General features: G+C 68.1%; 15 protein-coding genes. 9 read left to right on the top strand and 6 right to left on the bottom strand.

Annotated elements, in window-relative coordinates; translation table 11 throughout:
* The first annotated feature begins 80 nt into the window (after nt 1-80).
* Entirely contained in the window at nt 81-2,399 is a 2,319-nt protein-coding gene (locus ACV22Z_RS05470; protein ID WP_448075307.1) for an FUSC family protein, read from the top strand.
* 342 nt (nt 2,400-2,741) lie between these two features.
* Nucleotides 2,742-4,109, top strand: coding sequence for an amino acid permease (locus ACV22Z_RS05465; protein ID WP_448075306.1), 1,368 nt, complete (start codon nt 2,742-2,744; stop codon nt 4,107-4,109).
* 160 nt (nt 4,110-4,269) lie between these two features.
* On the opposite strand, the gene ACV22Z_RS05460 is transcribed toward ACV22Z_RS05465, so the two are convergent.
* Entirely contained in the window at nt 4,270-4,434 is a 165-nt protein-coding gene (locus ACV22Z_RS05460; RefSeq protein WP_448075305.1) for a hypothetical protein, read from the bottom strand.
* 242 nt (nt 4,435-4,676) lie between these two features.
* Here ACV22Z_RS05460 and ACV22Z_RS05455 point away from each other — a divergent pair, with 242 nt between their 5' ends.
* Genes ACV22Z_RS05455 through ACV22Z_RS05445 form a run of 3 tightly spaced genes read left to right on the top strand, consistent with a single transcriptional unit; the run spans nt 4,677 to nt 8,191 of the window.
* Nucleotides 4,677-5,720 (top strand): Fe(3+) ABC transporter substrate-binding protein, encoded by a 1,044-nt coding sequence (locus ACV22Z_RS05455; RefSeq protein ID WP_448075304.1) that lies wholly within the window; start codon nt 4,677-4,679, stop codon nt 5,718-5,720.
* Nucleotides 5,710-7,413 (top strand): ABC transporter permease, encoded by a 1,704-nt coding sequence (locus ACV22Z_RS05450; protein WP_448075303.1) that lies wholly within the window; start codon nt 5,710-5,712, stop codon nt 7,411-7,413. The genes ACV22Z_RS05455 and ACV22Z_RS05450 overlap by 11 nt, the downstream gene beginning before the upstream one ends.
* Before the next feature lie 4 nt (nt 7,414-7,417).
* Nucleotides 7,418-8,191, top strand: a complete 774-nt coding sequence (locus ACV22Z_RS05445; protein ID WP_448075302.1) for an ABC transporter ATP-binding protein — start codon at nt 7,418-7,420, stop codon at nt 8,189-8,191.
* A gap of 104 nt (nt 8,192-8,295) precedes the next feature.
* Here ACV22Z_RS05445 and ACV22Z_RS05440 read toward each other — a convergent pair whose 3' ends face one another.
* Entirely contained in the window at nt 8,296-8,766 is a 471-nt protein-coding gene (locus ACV22Z_RS05440; RefSeq protein ID WP_448075301.1) for an Lrp/AsnC family transcriptional regulator, read from the bottom strand.
* A gap of 147 nt (nt 8,767-8,913) precedes the next feature.
* Here ACV22Z_RS05440 and ACV22Z_RS05435 point away from each other — a divergent pair, with 147 nt between their 5' ends.
* A complete protein-coding gene (locus ACV22Z_RS05435) occupies nt 8,914-9,588 on the top strand; it encodes a cysteine dioxygenase (RefSeq protein ID WP_448075300.1) in 675 nt (224 codons plus the stop codon).
* Between the two features lie 85 nt (nt 9,589-9,673).
* On the opposite strand, the gene ACV22Z_RS05430 is transcribed toward ACV22Z_RS05435, so the two are convergent.
* The 4 genes from ACV22Z_RS05430 to ACV22Z_RS05415 form a co-directional block, all read right to left on the bottom strand.
* Nucleotides 9,674-11,884, bottom strand: coding sequence for a mechanosensitive ion channel family protein (locus ACV22Z_RS05430; protein WP_448075820.1), 2,211 nt, complete (start codon nt 11,882-11,884; stop codon nt 9,674-9,676).
* Nucleotides 11,885-12,374: 490 nt separating this feature from the next.
* Nucleotides 12,375-13,016: an NAD(P)-dependent oxidoreductase gene (locus ACV22Z_RS05425; protein WP_448075299.1), complete on the bottom strand. Its 642-nt coding sequence runs from the start codon at nt 13,014-13,016 to the stop codon at nt 12,375-12,377.
* A gap of 133 nt (nt 13,017-13,149) precedes the next feature.
* A complete protein-coding gene (locus tag ACV22Z_RS05420) occupies nt 13,150-13,602 on the bottom strand; it encodes an Rrf2 family transcriptional regulator (protein ID WP_448075298.1) in 453 nt (150 codons plus the stop codon).
* A gap of 117 nt (nt 13,603-13,719) precedes the next feature.
* Nucleotides 13,720-14,142 (bottom strand): hypothetical protein, encoded by a 423-nt coding sequence (locus ACV22Z_RS05415; protein WP_448075297.1) that lies wholly within the window; start codon nt 14,140-14,142, stop codon nt 13,720-13,722.
* A 193-nt stretch (nt 14,143-14,335) separates the two neighbouring features.
* On the opposite strand from ACV22Z_RS05415, the gene ACV22Z_RS05410 reads away from it, so the two are divergent.
* The 3 genes from ACV22Z_RS05410 (at nt 14,336) to ACV22Z_RS05400 (ending at nt 18,245) form a co-directional block, all read left to right on the top strand.
* Complete coding sequence (locus ACV22Z_RS05410) at nt 14,336-14,671, top strand: hypothetical protein (RefSeq protein WP_448075296.1); 336 nt, start codon at nt 14,336-14,338, stop codon at nt 14,669-14,671.
* A gap of 251 nt (nt 14,672-14,922) precedes the next feature.
* Entirely contained in the window at nt 14,923-16,116 is a 1,194-nt protein-coding gene (locus ACV22Z_RS05405; RefSeq protein WP_448075295.1) for an ammonium transporter, read from the top strand.
* A 170-nt stretch (nt 16,117-16,286) separates the two neighbouring features.
* Entirely contained in the window at nt 16,287-18,245 is a 1,959-nt protein-coding gene (locus ACV22Z_RS05400; RefSeq protein ID WP_448075294.1) for a PhoX family protein, read from the top strand.
* Nucleotides 18,246-18,602 lie beyond the last annotated feature (357 nt).

The following is an 18,602-nucleotide window of genomic DNA, read 5'->3' as shown; positions in this document are numbered from 1 at the left end:
CTTAGGCACCGCGAAATACGATAGACTCGTCGCCAAATCGAACGCCGCCCTGGCGTCTCCGTCAGCCTTTCACCCCATCGATGCGCTATTCCGTCGAAATCAGGAAGTTTTTCTACAGCCAGTATTTTTTCGGCGGCTTGCGCATCGCGGTCGGCGTGTCGCTACCCGCAGTGATTTGCCTGCTCGTGTTCCACAACCGCGAGCTCGGTTTCACGATCTCGACGGGCGCGCTCGGCGCGTGCGTCGTCGACATGCCGGGCCCGCTCAAGTACAAGCACAACGAAATGCTCGCGTGCAGCGTGATCGGCTTTCTCGCCGCGCTCGCCACGGGCCTCGCGACGCCGAACATCTTCGCGCTGTGGCTGACGATCGTGCCGCTCACGTTCGTGCTGTCGCTGATCGTCGTCTACGGCAACCGCTGGCCGCAGATCAGCTTCGCGACGCTGTTCATGATGGTGATGACGCTCGAGGAGAAGCTCACGCCGCTGCAGGCGTTCATCAATGCGGGCTGGATTCTCGCGGGCGGCCTCTGGTACACGTACTGGGCGACCGTCGTGTCGCAATGGCAGGCACGCCGGATCGAGCAGCAGGCGCTCGCCGAGAGCCTGTTCGCCTGCGCCGACTACCTGCTCGCGCGCGCGGCGTTCTACGACCTCGACGCCGATCTCGACGAGTGCTACCGCAATCTGGTCGCCAAGCAGATCACCGCGGTCGAGACGCAGGAGACCGCGCGCGACATCGTGCTGCGCAACCTGCCGAAGCTGCGCAGCGGCAAGCTCGACCCGGGCCGCGTGACGATGTACAACCTGTTCATCAACAGCGTCGACCTGCACGAACTGTTCGTCGGCGCCCACACCGACTACCCGCTCGTGCGCAACACGTTCGGCGGCTCGGATCTGATCATCTTCTACCGCGACCTGATCTGCAAAGCGGCATTCGACCTCGAGGAAATCGGCCTCGCGGTGCTCGAGAACCGCGCGCCGCATTCAAGGATCAGCGTAAAGGCCGAATTGCGCGCGATCGAGTACGAGATCGAGCTGATGCGCAAGAAGAACTTCCAGGCCACCAACGCGGAAGCGTACGCAGCGGTGCTCGCGACGTTCCGGCGGATCTGGAGCGCCACGCGCCTGATCGAGCGGATGCGGCGCAACCTGTCCGGCCGCGCCGATCCGCAGCAGACCGAGCTGAAGATCGACAAGGCGCTCTCGCGCTTCCTGCAGCGCCGACGGATGTCGCCGCTCCTGATCTTCTCGAACCTGAACATGCGCTCGCCGAGCTTCCGCCACGCGCTGCGCGTGACGATCGCGGTCGCGGTCGGCTTCTGGCTCGGGCGGCTGCTGCCGCTCACCAACGCTTACTGGATCGTGATGACGAGCATCATCATCCTGAAGCCCGGCTATTCGCTGACCAAGCAGCGCAACGCGCAGCGTATCGTCGGCACGCTGATCGGCTGCGCGGCGAGCCTCGCGCTGATCTACACGGTCAAGAGTCCGCACTTGCTGATCGTGATGATGTTCGGGTCGATGGTGATGAGCTACAGCCTGCTGCTGTTCAACTACGCAGCAAGCGTCGTGTTCACGTCGTCGTACGTGCTGCTGATGTTCCACCTGCTCGCGCCGGGCAACATGCGCATCATCGGCGAGCGCGCGATCGACACCGTCGTCGGCTGCATGATCGCGATCGCCGCGAGCCGGCTGTTCCCGTACTGGGAATACCGGCTGATGGGCAAGCTCGTCACCGACGTGCTGACGTCGACCCGCAAGTATTTCGAGGCCGCGTGGCGCGTCGGGCGCGGCGTGCGCGCGCCGGCCGTGCCCGAGGCTGCCATGCGGGGCCCCGACGGCGCGGCCGTTGTCCCGGTCGTCGCGGCGGCGGTCGAAACGCCGGTCGCCAGCCTCGACGGCGACTACCCGTACCGCCTCGCGCGCAAGAACGTGCACATCGCGTTCGCGAATCTCGGTCAGGCGTTCCAGCGGATGATGATCGAACCGAAGGCCCACCAGCGTTTCGTGCCCGAGCTGAACGACCTGCTCGTGCAGACGCACGTGCTCGGCGCGCAGATCACGGCTGCCGCACCGCTGATCCGCGCATGCTCGGCGGACGATGGCCCCGCCGATCCCCCCGCGCGCGACGACAATGCGCTGCAGCGCGGCCTCGCCGCCGTGCTCGAGAACCTCGAGAAGGCCGAGGCCGGCGAGCCGCCGCCCGCACATCAGCTCGAGGCGACCAAGCAGATCACGCGCGATCTCGACGCGATGGTCGTCGCCGCCGAGCAGTCCGGCGCGGTCAGCGCCGAGCGAACGCATGACCTGAAGGTGCTCGCGCACCAATGCAAGCAGATGCTCGCGTCTTCGCTGCTGATCCGCAAGGATGCGAGCATGATCCGCCTGCCGGCCTAGCGCCGGCTTGCAACATTCGCCGCATTCGCACGCAAGACGCGCCGGCGCGCGTCACCGGAAGGACGAGCGCGCCGCCGGCGCCCGCCCCTTTCGAAAAGCCTCTCGGATGCGATGAATCCGCCATGCGCCACTGGCATTGCTCGCCCCTGCCCAGTGCAGCGGCGGCCCCCCACGGCGGGCCCGCCGCCGCTTCTGCGCAACGCGCCAGTCAGGGATTCCCTGATTCCGAATGATGCACGCTGCTTGTATCATTCGTCCGACGTCAAGTTGTATAGACAACTTCGATCCAATCGGACCGGGCCCGCTCGCCCGGTTCGTCGCAATAAACATATCGGAGACTCGATGAAAAACTTGCAGCGCCATCTAAGCGCGCGGCACATCCGCTTTCTCGCGCTGGGCTCGGCGATCGGCACCGGCCTGTTCTACGGCTCGGCGTCCGCGATCCAGCTCGCGGGCCCGGCGGTGATCCTGGCTTACATCCTTGGCGGCGCCGCCGTCTACATGGTGATGCGCGCGCTCGGCGAAATGGCCGTGCGCGAGCCGGTGGCCGGTTCGTTCGGCCATTACGCGACCGAGAACCTCGGCCCGTTCGCGGGTTTCGTCACCGGCTGGACCTACACGCTCGAAATGGTGATCGTCGCGATCGCGGACATCACCGCGTTCGGCATCTACATGGGTTTCTGGTTTCCGGGCGTGCCGCAGTGGATCTGGGTGCTCGGGGTCGTGACCGTCATCTGCGGGCTGAACCTGTGTCACGTGAAGGTGTTCGGCGAGCTCGAGTTCTGGCTGTCGATCATCAAGGTCGGCGCGATCATCGCAATGATCGGCGGCGGCGTCGCGATCCTCGCGACGGGCATGCATCTCGGCCACACGGCCGACGCGCCGTCGCTCGCGAACCTGTGGAACCACGGCGGCTTCCTGCCGAACGGGTTCGGCGGGCTGATCGCGTCGCTGTCGGTCGTGATCTTCGCGTACGGCGGCATCGAGGTGATCGGGATGAGCGCCGGCGAGGCGAAGAACCCCGAGCGCGTGATCCCGCGCGCGATCAACGCAGTGCCGGCGCGGATCCTGCTGTTCTACGTGCTGACGATGGTCGTGCTGATGTCGATCAGCCCGTGGACGGGCGTCGGCAGCAACGGCAGCCCGTTCGTGCAGATCTTCTCGTCGCTCGGCGTGAAATCGGCCGCGACGGTCCTGAACGTCGTCGTGATCACGGCGGCCATCTCGGCGATCAACAGCGACATCTTCGGCGCCGGCCGCATGATGTTCGGGATGGCGCAGCAGGGCCAGGCGCCGCGCGTGCTGATGTCGACGTCGCGGCACGGCGTGCCCTGGGTGACGGTGCTCGTGATGGCCGCCGCGCTGTTCGTCGGCGTGCTGCTCAACTACCTGATGCCGAAGGACGTGTTCGAGATGGTCGCGGCAATCGCGACGTTCGCGACGGTGTGGGTGTGGCTGATGATCCTGCTGTCGCAGGTCGCGATGCGCCGCCGGCTGCCGGCCGCCGAAGTCGCGGCGCTGAAGTTCAAGGTGCCGCTTTGGCCGGTCGCGCCGGCGCTGACGATCGCGTTCATGGGTTTCGTGATCGTGATGCTCGGCTGGTTCGAGGACACCCGCATCGCGCTGTATGTCGGCGCCGCGTGGCTCGTGCTCCTCGCGGCGGTCTTCTTCATCCGGATCCGCCCGAAATTCGCGCCCGCGTCACGCTGACACACCCACGCGGGCGCCGGCTCCGGCGCCCGCCACGCTGTCCTCCCGGCCGGATGCGCGCCAGCTTCGGCGCCTCCTGCCGTCTCCCGCTCTACTGCTTCCCGCTCTGCCGGTCGCGCGCCGCCTTTCGCGGCGGCCGCGCCCGCCCGGCACATCAGCCTCAGTGCGCGGCCGACGCGCTCGACGCCTCGGCCGGATGCGCTTCGTCGTACGCACGCTTCTGCGAGATCGCGTTGTACAGGATCGTCGCGATCACGATCCCGACGACCACGACGATCAGGATGCCCACATTGCGTACAGGATTCTTCTTGCGCTGATCGTTCATGGTCGGGCCGGCTCCGTCAAATTCATCGAAGCGGGCATTCTACGCGCTTGCGCGCACCTTGCCGTACATCTTCCGGCGCCCCGCCGCCCACGGTTTTCGCCGCCCGACGCAAGCTTTCATTTGATAATCGTTCCCATTTCGATCTAGAATCCGGAATCTTTCGTTTTGTAATGTTCCGGGTCGCTCGAACGGCAGGCGCGTCCCGGAACGCCCGTTCGTCCGCCTGCCACACCGGAGCCTCCATGTCGCCTTCGCGCACCCGCCTGCTTCCGCTCGTCAGCGCCCTCGCCGTTTCCGCCGCCGCGTTCGCGCCGCTCGCTCACGCAGCCGACGAAGTCAGCCTGTACACCACCCGCGAACCGAAGCTGATCCAGCCGCTCATCGACGCGTTCACGAAACAGAGCGGCGTCAGGGTCAACACGGTGTTCGTGAAGGACGGCCTGCTCGAGCGCGTGAAGGCGGAAGGCGGCCAGTCGCCGGCCGACGTGCTGATGACGGTCGACATCGGCAACCTGCTCGACCTCGTCGACGGCGGGCTCACGCAGCCGGTCCGCTCGAAGGCGCTCGACGACGCGATTCCCGCGAACCTGCGCGGCGCGCAAGGCGACTGGTACGCGCTGTCGCTGCGCGACCGCGTGCTGTACGTCGAGAAGGACCTGAAGGTCGACGCGTTCCGCTACGAGGACCTCGCCGATCCTAAGTGGAAAGGCAAGGTGTGCATCCGCTCGGGCCAGCATCCGTACAACACCGCGCTCGTCGCCGCGATGATCGCGCACGACGGCGAGGCGGCAACCGAGAAATGGCTGCGCGGCGTGAAGGCAAACCTCGCGCGCAAGGCGACGGGCGGCGACCGCGACGTCGCGCGCGACATCCTCGGCGGCATCTGCGACGTCGGGCTCGCGAACGCGTACTACGTCGGCCACATGAAGCACGCGGAGCCGGGCACCGACGCGCGCAAGTGGGGCGACGCGATCAAGGTCGTGCGGCCGACCTTCGCAAACGAAAAGAGCGGCGGCACGCACGTGAACATCAGCGGCGCCGCGGTTGCAAGGCACGCGCCGCACAAGGCCAACGCGGTCAAGCTGCTCGAATACCTCGTATCGCCGGACGCGCAGACGCTGTACGCACAGGCGAACTACGAATATCCGGTGCGCGCGAACGTTAAGCTCGACCCGGTCGTCGCGAGCTTCGGCCCGCTGAAGGTCGATCCGCTGCCGCTCGCCGAGATCGCGAAGTACCGCAAGCAGGCGAGCCAGCTCGTCGACAAGGTCGGCTTTGACAACTGACGCTTCGTTCGCGTCCGCGCGTCGCTCGCGGCGGATGCCGCGCATCAAGGTCGGCATGCGGGGAGGCCTGTGGCTCGCCGCGGCGCTCGTGATCGCCGCGGCGGTCGCAGCGCCACTCGCGACGCTCGTCGGCGCCGCGCTCGACGCCGATCTCGCGCACTGGCGGCACCTCGCCGAATTCGTGCTGCCGCAGGCGCTCGCGAACACGCTGCTGCTGCTCGCGGGCGTCGGTGCGATCGTCACGGTCGTCGGCACCGGCTGCGCGTGGCTGGTCACGACCTACGATTTCCCGGGCCGCCGCGCGCTCACCTGGGCGCTGCTGCTGCCGCTCGCGGTGCCGACCTACATCGTCGCGTTCGCGTATCTCGACCTGCTGCACCCGATCGGCCCCGTGCAGGGCGCGATCCGCTGGCTGCTCGGCTTCGACAGCCCGCGCCAGTTCCGGCCGCCCGACCTGCGTTCGCTGCCGGGCGCGGTCTTCGTGCTCGGCTTCGTGCTGTATCCGTACGTCTACCTGAGCACGCGCGCGATGTTCGTCACGCAGTCCGCGAGCCTGCTCGAAGCCGCGCGCACGCTCGGCGCGGGGCGCATCGCGACGTTCTGGCGCGTGGTCGTGCCGCTCGCGCGGCCGGCGATCGCAGTCGGCGTCAGCCTCGCGCTGCTCGAGACGCTGAACGACATCGGCGCGTCCGAATTCCTCGGCGTGCAGACGCTGACCGTATCCGTCTACACCACGTGGATCACACGCTCCGACCTCGCCGGCGCCGCACAGATCGCGCTTGCGATGCTCGCGATCGTCGTCGGGATGATCGCGCTCGAACGCTACGGGCGCCGCCGCCAGCGCTACGCGCACGGCCGCCGCATGCGGCCGATCGCGCCGCGCCGCCTGACGGGCCCGGCCGCGTGGAGCGCCGCCGTGCTCGGCTGGCTGCCCGTGCTGCTCGGCTTCGGCGCGCCGGCCGCGTATCTCGCGGTCGAAACGGCCAAGCGGCTGCATCTCGTCGGCGGCGTATCCGCGCAACTGCTGACGGGGCTCGCCAACACGCTGACCGTCGCGTTCGCCGCCACCGCGGCGACGCTCGTGTGCGGACTGATCGTCGCGTGGGCGGCGCGCGCGCAGCGCGACAGCGCGGGCGCGGGCCCGGCACGGGTTTGCGCGCGGATCTGCGCGCGAATCGCAAGCCTCGGCTATGCGGTGCCGGGCACCGTGCTCGCGATCGGCCTGCTGCTGCCGTTCGCGGCCGCCGACCGCATGATCGGCACGCTGCTCGGCCGCGACGGGCTGATCCTGATGGGGTCGGTGGCCGCGCTCGTGATCGCGTACACCGTGCGCTTCCTCGCGATCTCGGCGGGCAGCATCGAAGCGGGCCTCGCGCGCATCCCGCCGTCGCTCGAACAGGCGGCCCGCTCGCTCGGCGAGACGGCCGGCGGCACGCTCTGGCGCGTGCACTTGCCACTGTTGCGGCCCGCGCTCACGACGAGCGCGCTGCTGGTCTTCGTCGACGCGATGAAGGAATTGCCGGCCACGCTGCTGCTGCGCCCGCTGAACTTCGACACGCTCGCGACCTGGCTGTACGCGGAGGCTGCGCGCGGCACCTACGAGGAAGGCGCGGTCGCCGCGCTTGCGATCGTGGTGGCCGGGCTCGTGCCCGTGATCCTGCTCGCCCGTACCCGTCACAAGATCGGACACTGACATCGTGAACCTGCTCGAACTCGACGCCCTCTCCGTCACCTATGACACGCCGCACGGCCGCCGCACGGTGGTCGACGGACTGAGCCTCGCGCTCGCCCGCGGCGACATCGGCTGCCTGCTCGGCGCGTCCGGCTGCGGCAAGACAACCGTGCTGCGCGCAATTGCCGGCTTCGAGCCCGTGCGCGCGGGCCGCATCGTGCTGGACGGTGCGCCCGTTGCGTCGCCGTCGCTCGACATGCCGCCCGAGCGGCGGCGCATCGGCATGATGTTCCAGGACTGCGCGCTGTTCCCGCACCTGAGCGCCGCGGACAACGTCGGGTTCGGTTTGCGGCGGCGGCCGTTGGCCGAGCGGCGCGCGCGCGTTGCCGAGATGCTCGAGCTCGTCGGCCTCGCGGATGCCGCCGATGCGTATCCGCACGAACTGTCCGGCGGCCAGCAGCAGCGCGTCGCGCTCGCCCGCGCGCTCGCGCCGTCGCCGGAACTGCTGCTGCTCGACGAACCGTTCTCGAATCTCGACGTCGATACGCGCGAGCGGCTCGCGTTCGAATTGCGCGACATCCTGAAGCGCACGGGCCATACGGCCATCCTCGTCACGCACAACCAGGCCGAGGCATTCGCGATCGCCGACCGGATCGGCGTGATGCAGCACGGGCGGCTCGCGCAATGGGACACGCCGTACACGTTGCATCACCATCCGGCGAGCCCGTTCGTCGCGGATTTCGTGCGCCGCGACGCGCTTGCCGACGAACGCGCCCGCGCGCTCGCGCGCGGCCGCTGAAGCTGCGGGCCCATCGCTGACTCAGTCCCGCACCACGCCAGCCAAGTCGCCGTGCGGATGCCGTTGCCTATCGAACACGCGGGAACTCGCGGAAACACGCGGCGCTACGCGGGTTCCGCGACGTCGCGCACCGGCAACGCCGTCGAATACTTGATCTGCTCCATCGCGAACGACGAGCTGACGTCGAACAGCGGCACCTCGCGGATCAGCCGCTTGTACACGCGATCGTAGTCGTCGATGCCGGCCACCACGACGCGCAGCAGGTAATCGGTCTCGCCGCTCATCCGGTAGACCTCGACGACTTCCGGCATGTCGCGCACCGCCCGCGTGAAGCGCTGTGCCCACTCCTCGGTGTGCTGGTTGGTGCGAACGGCGACGAACACGGTCGTGCCGACACCGAGCTTGCGCGGGTCGCATAGCGCCACCTGCGCGCGGATCGCGCCGGTTTCCTTCAGCCGCTGCACGCGCTTCCAGCATGGCGTCTGCGACAGGTTCACGCGTTGCGCGAGCTCCGCGATCGGCAGCGTGGCATCCGCCTGCAACAATTCGAGCAGTTTGCGATCGATGGCATCCATTTCCTCGGCCCCTTGTGGATAGAAATTTATTCTATGCATAGCACGTCCCGGGGAACAATATGGAAACCGTTTCTCCGCGTCGACCGGTATAAATACCAACATGCGTGGGCTTGCCACCACGCGCCCGACAACGACAACGAGAACGCCATGCAACCGTCAGCCGCCCTTTCCGCCACCGTGCAGCGCGCCGCGCGCATGACGCCCGGCGATGCCCCCGTCGCTGCACCCGCACAGCCCGCACAACGCCCGGCGCTCGCGCGCCTGTGCCGGCAGATCGACGCCGCTTTCGACGCGGTGTCCGTGCAATTCGCCGCGTCGGGCGACGACGCGACCGATCCGTCGCGACACCCCGATTTCGCGCGCCGCGTGCGCGCCGCGCTCGCCGAGGCCCACGCGGCCGAGCAGTGGCTCACCGACGCCGAGCGCGCGTGCGACCCGCAGAAATATTGCCGCCACCTGCTCGCCGCCGATCCGCTCGGGCGCTACGCGATCGTCGCGCTGGTCTGGCGTCCCGGCCAGTGCAGCCCCGTCCATGGCCACCAGACGTGGTGCGGCTACACGGTGCTGGATGGCACGCTCTCCGAAACGCTGTACGACTGGGATGCGGCCGCGGGACTGGCGACCGAGGCACGCCGCCACCCGCGCGAAGCGGGCGCGGTGTCGTTCGTGCGGGCCGGTGCGCAAGGGATCCACCAGCTCGGCCACGCGGGTGCGGTGGGTGAAAAGATAGCCGTCTCGCTGCACGTGTATGGCGTGACGGGCGAACAGGTCGCGACGCACATCAACGATATCGTGCGCGTCGCGACGCCCGGTCACGCGTAACGGCGCGTCGATGCGCCGTTTGACGCGCGTCGTGAAGCGAAGCCACAACGCTGATGCGCGGCCGCAGTCGCCCTGCCGCGACGCGTCACGCCAGACCGCCGTCCCGAGAGGACGCAGCTGAAACCGGAACCGGCGTCGCGTGCGTCGCTCCCGAAGCCCCCGAAGCCGACGGGTGCGCGGCGCCCGCCGACGCGGACGTCCCCGCAACCGGCACCGTCACCACCGCCTCGTTGGCTGCCGCCGTCTCGCCGGCGGCCGCGACGGGCTCCGCCCGCGGCCCCATCGGCGTCACCATCTGCATCTGCGGCACCGGAATCTCGATGCCGGCCGCCTCCATCCTCGCCTTCACGCGCGCGTTGAACGCGCGCATCACGGTCGACTGCTGCTGCGGCTGCGTGCGGATCTGGCCTTTGATGATCAGCCAGTTCGGCTCGAAGCGGTCCAGCCCCCACACCTCGACCCCGCCGAGCATCAGGCGGCGCACCGTGAAGTCGCTCCACAGGTCCGAACCCGCGTCGTGGATCAGGTGCGTGAGCGCATCGACGTCGGCGGACAGCGGCGCGCGCACCTCGAACACCGCGCAGCCGAAATCGCGCGACAGGTTCTTGACGATCTTGATCTGCGAGAACGGAATCGCGTGCAGCGCGCCCTGCCCGTCGCGCAGCCGCACGGTGCGGATCGACAGGTGCTCGACCGTGCCCGCATGCCCGCCGTCCACGTCGATCCAGTCGCCGACCGAGATCGTGTCCTCTACGATGATGAAAAGCCCCGTGATCAGGTCGGACACGAGCGACTGCGCGCCGAAGCCGACCGCGAGGCCGATCACGCCCGCGCCGGCGAGCAGCGGCGTTACGTTGATGCCGAGGTTCGCCGCGGTGACGACCGCGGCGATCGTGAGGATCGTCACGAATACGACGTTGCGCACGAGCGGCAGCATCGTGCGCGCACGCACGCTCGGATTGCGGCCGCGGCGTGCAGCGGCCGAATTGAGCGCCTCGAGAATCGCCGTGTCGACGATGATCCATGTGAGCCACGACACGAACCACGTGACGACGATCGCGGTCGCCGCCTGCGCGACGCCGCGCGCGGCGACGCTGTGCTCGACGATGCGCGCGATCGAGATGCCCCACAGGCGCGAAGTCAGCTCGATGTAGCCGAGCCAGATGAACAGCGTCGCGAGCGAGCCGGCGAAACGCACGAGCCGCGCGATGTACGCGGACTGGTTGCGCCGCACGCGGCGATGCGCGGGGTTCGGGCGCGTGACGCGCAGCACGACCGCCGACAGGAAGAACGCGAGCACGAGCAGCAGCGCGGTGACGATCGACGTCTGCAGCAGGTTCGACGACGTGTGGCTGCCCGCAAGCGTGCCGAACACCGCGGCGAACGCGAGCAGCAGCACCGGCACCGGCCAGATCCACGCGGCGAATTCCGCCATCTCGGTCGTCGCGCGGTGGTTCATGCGCTGCAAATGGCTGCGGTTGCGGATCAGGTGCGCAACGGGCCGCCGGTATGCGAGCGCGAAATACGCGCAGAGCGTCGCGGCCACCATGTTGGCGACGGTTGCGATCAGGCCCGCGAGGTTGGTGCCGAGCTGGTGCGCGATGTCGTAGTTGAGCGCGGCGTCGCCGAGCGCGCCGAACGCGCCGATCACGCGCAGCAGGCGCCACGACCGCTCGATCAGCACGCGTCCCGCCGCCCGGCGATGCCCGGCGCTGAAGAGCGCGAACATGATCAGGCACAGCGCCGCGAACACCGAGCCCGCGACGATCGCGTACGCGATCACGAGCGCAACGGTGCGGCCGAGCGATTCCGGCAGGTTGCGGGCGATCGCGAGCACCACCGCGAACGCGATGATCCACGGCCCGACGCGACGCAGCGCGAACATCAGCATCTCGCGCGCGCTCGGATTCGGATTCAGCTTGATGACGACGCCGACCCGTGCGGCGAGCCGCTGCTGCAGCCAGATCAGCGCGAGCGCACAGGCGCCCCAGCCGAGCAGCAGCAGCGCGCAGTCGAGCACGATGCGGCCGAACGACTCGGGCCCATGGCCGCTCACGATCGTGTACAGCTCGTTGCCGGCTGCATTGAAACGGCCCGCCCAGTAGCGCGCGGGCGAGTCGCCCTGCTTCATGCTCGTTTCGACGGACGCCATGCCGGATGCGATCGCGCCCCACAGGCCGGCGTTCGCCGCCGATGCCGCCGATGCGGCGGACGCCGCCTGCGCGGTCTGCGCGACGTCGCGCAATGCCTTGAGCTGCGACACGAGCGCGGTGCGCTGTCGATCGCTGTCGAGCATGCGGATCACCGCGTTGAATGATTGCGCGATCTCGGCCGCGCTCGCGGGCGACGGCGCCGATGCCGCTGCGGCGCCGGACGCGGCGACGGCCGATGCCGCCGACGCGGGCGCTTCGGCGGCCGGCGCAATCAGTTTCTGGAATGCGGCAAGACCGGGCGGCGCGGGAGCCGCACCGGCCGGCTGCGCGAACGCGACGCCAAGCGCCGCCACGCACAGCGCGATATGGAACCTGACCCGTTCGCACGCGACGGCGGCGACGGAGGTCAGCAAGACAAGACAACAGGCCGTCAAGGCCCAGTCCAGAAAATGCAAGGAATACGAAAGCAAATTGCGATCCTGTCTGGGGAAGCACGGACCGTCTAGTGTATCCGCTCGCCGTGCCCCGACCGCCGAACGGGGCGTAACGGGACGTAACCGACGCAAACCTGGGGCGAACTGGGGGCGAACCGAGGACAAACCGGCGGCTTCCTGCCGCCGGCTACCGCGCCGCTCAGTACGCGACGGTCGCGATCTCGCGCACGAAGCTGCCCTGCTCGAGCGCGTCGACGAACGCGATCGCGTAGTCCTCCGCCGAGATCTTGCTGTCGCCGTTCGCGTCGACGATCAGCTTGCCGACGCCGGTGCGGAACGTGCCCGTGCGCTCGCCCGGCGCGATCAGCGCGGCCGGTGCAAAGAACGTCCAGTCGAGGTCGCCGACGGTACGCAGGTAGTCGAACGCGTCACGGTGTGCCAGCGCGACCGCCTTGTATGCGCCCGGAAACCCTTCGGCATCGACGAGCTGCTTGCCCGGCGCAACTTCGAGCGAGCCCGCGCCGCCCACCACGACCAGCCGCTTCAGGCCTGCTTCGCGCGTGCCGGCGACCAGCGCCCGCGCGGCCGCGACGACCTTCGCCGTGTCGTCCTGCTTCGGGCCGTACGCGCTCGCGACGACGTCATGCCCCGGCAGCGCGGCCGCGATGCTGGCCGGATCGAACAGGTCGGCCGCCTTCGCGGCGACGCCGTCGGCGCTGGCGCCGGGCGTGCGCGACAGCGCCGTCACGCGATGGCCGCGTCGCGCGGCTTCCGCCGCGATGCGCGAGCCGATCATGCCGGTGGCGCCGAACAGCGCGATGTTCAAGGGACGTTGCGTCATGTCGAATCTCCAGAAAGAGAAATATGTAACTTATTTAATTACATATAAGAGCAAAAAAAATGGGGTGGTCAACCCCGTCGTGCCGGACGCCGCACACGCGCACCGTCCGGCTCACCGCATCACCTGCAGGCACTCATCCACCGGTGCCGGCCGCTTGCAGAAGCTGCTCGGAATTCAGCACGTCGGCCGTGACGTCGGCCAGCGTGCGCGTCGCGAGCGACGCTTCCATCGCACGCTGCGCGTCGCCGATGTAGCCGGTGAGCACGCCCTGGATGTGCCGCCCCACGAGACACGCGGGATTCGGCGCCTCGCGGTGCAGCGCGAACAGCTGTGCATCGTCGACCGCCCGGTACACGTCGAGCAGCGTGATGTCGCCCGGCTCGCGCGCCAGCAGCGCGCCGCCGCCCGCGCCGAGCTGCGACGTCGTCAGCCCCGCGGACGCCAGCATCGACAGCAGCCGGCGGATCAGCGCGGGATTCGTGTTCACGCTGCCCGCGATCATGTCGGACGACAGCGGCACGCCTTCCTGCATCGACAGCAAGGCGAGCACATGGACGGCAAACGCGAACCGGCTGCTGGTATTCATTCCTCACTCACTCGGCGACGCCGGCCCGTATCGTCAAGCCATGCGGCGACCCATGCGGCTTCCGGCGACAATGTGTAACTATCATAATTACATTTTACGGATCGCGCAACCGGCATGTCACTGCCCGCTGGCGGGCTTCGCTGCGGACGCGCCCGGCTGGCTCAACTGCTGGAGCTTGCGCCCCGCCTCTGCGAGCTTCGCACCGGCCTCCGACGCGGCCTGGCCCACCACTGCAGACGCCGCGGCATTCAGCTGCGCCTGCGCGGCAGCCGCGAGGCCGCTCGCGCTCAGCGGCGGCACGGCCGACGCTGCCGACGCAATCCCGGCCTTCGCCGCGCCGAGCTGCTGGCTCACCGCGCTCGCGACCTGGTCGATCGCCTGCGTCGCGTGCTTCGCGACGTCGGCGGCCGCGCTCGCGGCCGTATCGGGCGGCGGCGCCGACGGCGCGGGGGATTTCTCGCAGCCTGCGAGCAACACCGCCGCGCATGCGGCGGCGACCAGAACGGGCGTACTGCGCGCCCGCGACGACTTCATCTTCATCAGCATTCTCCGGCCGCGCCATCGCACGACCCTCAGGATTGAACCGACGTCGATGATACCGCCGATGCGCGCGGCATTTCGCCAGCCGCAGGTTAAAAATGGCTTTCAATTTCGGACTCGTCTGATTTAAACGCGCGGACGGCCGCACTAAAGTGACGCAGTCTCAACGCTCATCGCCCGCCCTTCGAAGTCCATGCACTTCCTTGTCGACTGGTTCATCTTTCTCGCCGCCATGCTGGCCGCCGCACTGTTCCTGTGCCTGCGCGCGCCGCTCACTGCCCGCGCGTCCGAAATCGGGCGCGAGCGCCGCTTCGACGCCGCGCGCCTGATGGCGCAGGCCGTCCTCGCGTTCTGGACGGCCGCGCTGATCGTCGTGCGCGGCATCCTGTGCGCCGAGGGCGCCGACGCGTCGCCAGCCGGCTTCGCGGCGCTCGCGTTCGCCGCGCTGGGCCTCATGTCGGTCGCCACGTATTGGGCTGTGCTCGCGCTGCGGCTGCGCCGCACCCGCGTGCTGTTCGCGCGCCACTGACGCGCCAGGCCGGTGCGCGACATGCACCGCGCCGCCTCCATGACGCACCAGATCGGGACGCATCGCACCACAGGCGTGCAGCATCGGCCACCCCCGGCAAACGCCATTCGAAGGCCGCGCCGCAATGCACCGGCACAGCTCCCCGGAAAGCCGCACGGGATCATGCCCCCGCACCACTTCCACGCATCCGTTCACCAAGTTGGCTCGATTTTTGCGTTCCTTGCCCGTTTTTTGAGCAAGGAAGCTTCGGAATGGATGGTCTGAAATCCGGCGTCGATACGCTGTTCCTGTTGATCGGCGCCGTCATGGTGCTCGCGATGCATGCCGGCTTCGCGTTTCTCGAACTCGGCACGGTGCGCAAGAAGAACCAGGTCAATGCGCTCGTGAAGATCCTGGTCGATTTCTCGGTGTCGACCATCGCGTACTTCTTCATCGGCTACACGATCGCGTACGGCGTCGAGTTCTTCGACGACATCGGCACGCTGTCGCAGCACAGCGGCTATGCGCTCGTGCGCTTCTTCTTCCTGCTGACCTTCGCCGCCGCCATTCCGGCGATCATCTCCGGCGGCATTGCCGAGCGCGCGAAATTCAATCCGCAGCTCGTCGCGACGCTGATCATCGTCGGCTTCATCTATCCGTTCTTCGAAGGGATCGCGTGGAACGAACGCTTCGGCGTGCAGGCCTGGCTCACGCACGCGTTCGGTGCGCCATTCCACGATTTCGCGGGCTCGGTCGTCGTGCATGCGTTCGGCGGCTGGGTCGCGCTGCCCGCCGTGCTGCTGCTCGGCGCGCGCCACGGCCGCTACGGCAACGACGGGCGGATCGCCGCGCATCCGCCGTCGAACATCCCGTTCCTCGCGCTCGGCGCGTGGGTGCTCGCGGTCGGCTGGTTCGGCTTCAACGTGATGAGTGCGCAGACGCTCGACAAGGTGAGCGGCCTCGTCGCGGTGAACTCGCTGATGGCGATGGTCGGCGGCACGCTCGCCGCCTGGCTCGCCGGCCGCAACGACCCGGGCTTCACGTACAACGGCCCGCTCGCGGGGCTCGTCGCGGTGTGCGCGGGGTCCGACGTGATGCACCCGATCGGTGCGCTCGCGACCGGCGCGGCAGCCGGCGCGCTGTTCGTCGCGATGTTCACCTGCGTGCAGAACAAATGGCGGATCGACGACGTGCTCGGCGTGTGGCCGCTGCACGGGATGTGCGGCGCGCTCGGCGGCATTGCAGCCGGCGTGTTCGGTCTGCCGGCGCTCGGTGGCCTCGGCGGCGTGTCGTTCGTGTCCCAGCTCGTGGGCACGCTCGGCGGCATTGCGATCGCGCTAGCGGGCGGCACGCTCGTCTACGGCGCGTTGAAGGCGACCGTCGGCCTGCGCCTCGACCGCGAGGCGGAATTCGACGGTGCCGACCTGTCGATCCACCGCATCTCGGCGACGCCCGAGCGCGACTGAGAGACTGAGCACTGCACGGACGCCCGACACATCATTACAACTTCAATTCAAAAAACTTTCATCGAGCGTCCTTACACTCCCGTCCAGTTTTCAATTCGCCTTCGCACAGCTTGCTTCTTGCAAACGACGCGAAGGCGAAGATTCTTCCAACACCTGAAACTGGACACCCCATGCCCGCGTTGCCCAATGCTTCCCGTCGCCAGGCCCTGAAGATCCTCGCCGGCGCACCGATGCTCCCCCTCTCCGGTCTCGCGCTGCCCGCCCTGCTGACGGGTTGCGGCGGCGACGACAGCCCGGCCTCGACGCCCGCGGCCGCCGCGTTCACCGCGGCAACGTTCTCGGCAATGAACGCGCCGACGCTCGCCGATGCGTCCGCGATGGCGACGACGACGGTTGGCTCGACGCTGTCGGTGTCCTTCTCCGACGGCACGACGCGCAACTTCAAGCTCGCGTACAGGCCGTTCTTCGTGACGGGCGACAAGGTGCCGGACGGCAAGGGCGGCACGATCCTCGCGGGCGGCTACTACGACATCAACAACCAGCCGATCATCGACCGTTCGGTGGCAGGCAAGGAACGCCAGTTCTATTCGGACTGCCCGGACGGCAGCTCGCTGCTCACGCTGAAGAACGCGAGCGTGCCCGGCGTGAAGGGCAACACGGTGTTCGCGGTCGTGCAGTTCGAATACACGACGCGCGATCAGGCGAGCGTGTCGCAATACGGCCAGCTGCCGTCGCCGATCGCGGTGCTGACGCTCGACCAGGATCCGGCGACCGGCGCGCTGAAGCTCGTCAAGTACCACAACGTCGATACGTCGAAGGCGCACGGCCTGTGGATCACCTGCGGCGCGAGCCTGTCGCCGTGGGGCACGCACCTGTCGAGCGAGGAATACGAGCCCGACGCGACGAAGGCCGCGACCGACGCGCAGTTCAAGGCATTCAGCCGGAACACGTTCGGCGACGAGACGAAGGCCAACCCGTACCACTACGGCCACCTGCCCGAGATCATCGTCAACGCCGACGGCACCGGCACCGCGAAGAAGCACTACTGCCTCGGCCGGATCTCGCACGAGCTGATCCAGGTGATGCCGGACCAGCGCACCGTGATGATGGGCGACGACGCAACCAACGGCGGCCTCTTCATGTTCGTCGCCGACAAGCCGGCCGACCTGTCGGCGGGCACGCTCTACGTCGCGAAGTGGACGCAGACGTCGTCGGCGGGCGCGGGCTCGGCGACGCTCGCGTGGATCAAGGTCGGCCACGCGACGAGCGCCGAGATCGAGGCGCTCGCGAACACGCTGAAGTGGTCGGACATCATGGACATCGCGACGAGCGATCCGAACGACGCAAGCTTCACGAAGATCCATTTCAGCGGCAAGTTCAACTGGATCCGCGTGAAGCCCGGCATGGAAAAGGCCGCCGCGTTCCTCGAGACGCACCGCTACGCGGCGCTGCTCGGCGGCAGCATGGCGTTCACCAAGCTCGAAGGGACGACGGTGAACGCGAAGGACAAGATCGTCTACACGGCGATGTCGCGAATCGAGACGTCGATGGTCAAGGGCAACGCCGCGTCGCGCGACGTCGCGCTCGACAGGAAGATCGCCGCAGGTGCGACCTATGCGCTGAACCTGAAGGGCGGCCAGCGCGACTCGACGGGCGCCGCGATCGACAGCGAGTGGGTGCCGGTCGACATGAGCGCGCCGGCCGCGCTCGTCGGCGAGGACCTCGCCGCCGCCGACGCGCTCGGCAACCTCGCGCACCCCGACAAGGTCGCGAACCCCGACAACCTCAAGTTCTCCGAAAAGCTGCGCACGCTGTTCATCGGCGAAGACTCGGGCATGCACGTGAACAACTTCCTGTGGGCGTACAACGTCGACACGAAAACGCTCACGCGCGTGCTGTCCTGCCCGGCCGGCGCCGAATCGACGGGCCTGCACGCGGTCGACGAGATCAACGGCTGGACCTACATCATGAGCAACTTCCAGCACGCGGGCGACTGGGAATCGCCGCTGCACGACAAGGTCAAGCCGACGCTCGACCCGCTCGTGCGCGCGAACTTCAAGGACCGGTTCGGCGCGAGCGTCGGTTACCTGACGGCCGAGCCGACGAGCATCAAGCTCGCGAAGGCCTGACGCTCACGGACGCCAGCTTCATCACGTTTCATTCGTCGGCTCCACGCCGTCTTTCGCGCGATGCCTTTGCGGGCATCGCGCTTTTTTTTGCGCGCGCGGACGTGCGCCGCGGGCGCCTGCGCGGGCGGGAGTCGGGGACGGGAGATAATACGGGGCTGACGCGTCGCCGCGGGCGGACAAAAAAAAGCGCCACGGAGACCGTGGCGCTAAAAAAGTTCTAGCCATTCCGAGGGCCGTGCTAGAACCTGAGAGACTGCGCGAAACACCGTTGCCGGTTAAACTCCGAAACGATGTTTCGAAAACGTGACACATTCTTTCCGTTTCCGACCTTCAAGTCAAGCGGTATTTGCACCAACC

Source organism: Burkholderia sp. PU8-34 (assembly GCF_053427725.1).
Note: the sequence above shows the minus strand (reverse complement) of the source record. Positions and strands in the feature narration are given on the sequence as shown.

Excerpts from the sequence above, each read along its gene's own strand:
- ACV22Z_RS05400 (WP_448075294.1), top strand. The coding sequence starts at position 16,287 with ATGCCCGCGTTGCCCAATGCTTCCCGTCGCCAGGCCCTGAAGATCCTC.
- ACV22Z_RS05425 (WP_448075299.1), bottom strand. The coding sequence starts at position 13,016 with ATGACGCAACGTCCCTTGAACATCGCGCTGTTCGGCGCCACCGGCATG.
- ACV22Z_RS05470 (WP_448075307.1), top strand. The coding sequence starts at position 81 with ATGCGCTATTCCGTCGAAATCAGGAAGTTTTTCTACAGCCAGTATTTT.
- ACV22Z_RS05420 (WP_448075298.1), bottom strand. The coding sequence starts at position 13,602 with ATGAATACCAGCAGCCGGTTCGCGTTTGCCGTCCATGTGCTCGCCTTG.
- ACV22Z_RS05460 (WP_448075305.1), bottom strand. The coding sequence starts at position 4,434 with ATGAACGATCAGCGCAAGAAGAATCCTGTACGCAATGTGGGCATCCTG.
- ACV22Z_RS05440 (WP_448075301.1), bottom strand. The coding sequence starts at position 8,766 with ATGGATGCCATCGATCGCAAACTGCTCGAATTGTTGCAGGCGGATGCC.
- ACV22Z_RS05405 (WP_448075295.1), top strand. The coding sequence starts at position 14,923 with ATGGATGGTCTGAAATCCGGCGTCGATACGCTGTTCCTGTTGATCGGC.
- ACV22Z_RS05410 (WP_448075296.1), top strand. The coding sequence starts at position 14,336 with ATGCACTTCCTTGTCGACTGGTTCATCTTTCTCGCCGCCATGCTGGCC.
- ACV22Z_RS05430 (WP_448075820.1), bottom strand. The coding sequence starts at position 11,884 with ATGCTCGACAGCGATCGACAGCGCACCGCGCTCGTGTCGCAGCTCAAG.
- ACV22Z_RS05465 (WP_448075306.1), top strand. The coding sequence starts at position 2,742 with ATGAAAAACTTGCAGCGCCATCTAAGCGCGCGGCACATCCGCTTTCTC.
- ACV22Z_RS05415 (WP_448075297.1), bottom strand. The coding sequence starts at position 14,142 with ATGAAGATGAAGTCGTCGCGGGCGCGCAGTACGCCCGTTCTGGTCGCC.
- ACV22Z_RS05435 (WP_448075300.1), top strand. The coding sequence starts at position 8,914 with ATGCAACCGTCAGCCGCCCTTTCCGCCACCGTGCAGCGCGCCGCGCGC.
- ACV22Z_RS05455 (WP_448075304.1), top strand. The coding sequence starts at position 4,677 with ATGTCGCCTTCGCGCACCCGCCTGCTTCCGCTCGTCAGCGCCCTCGCC.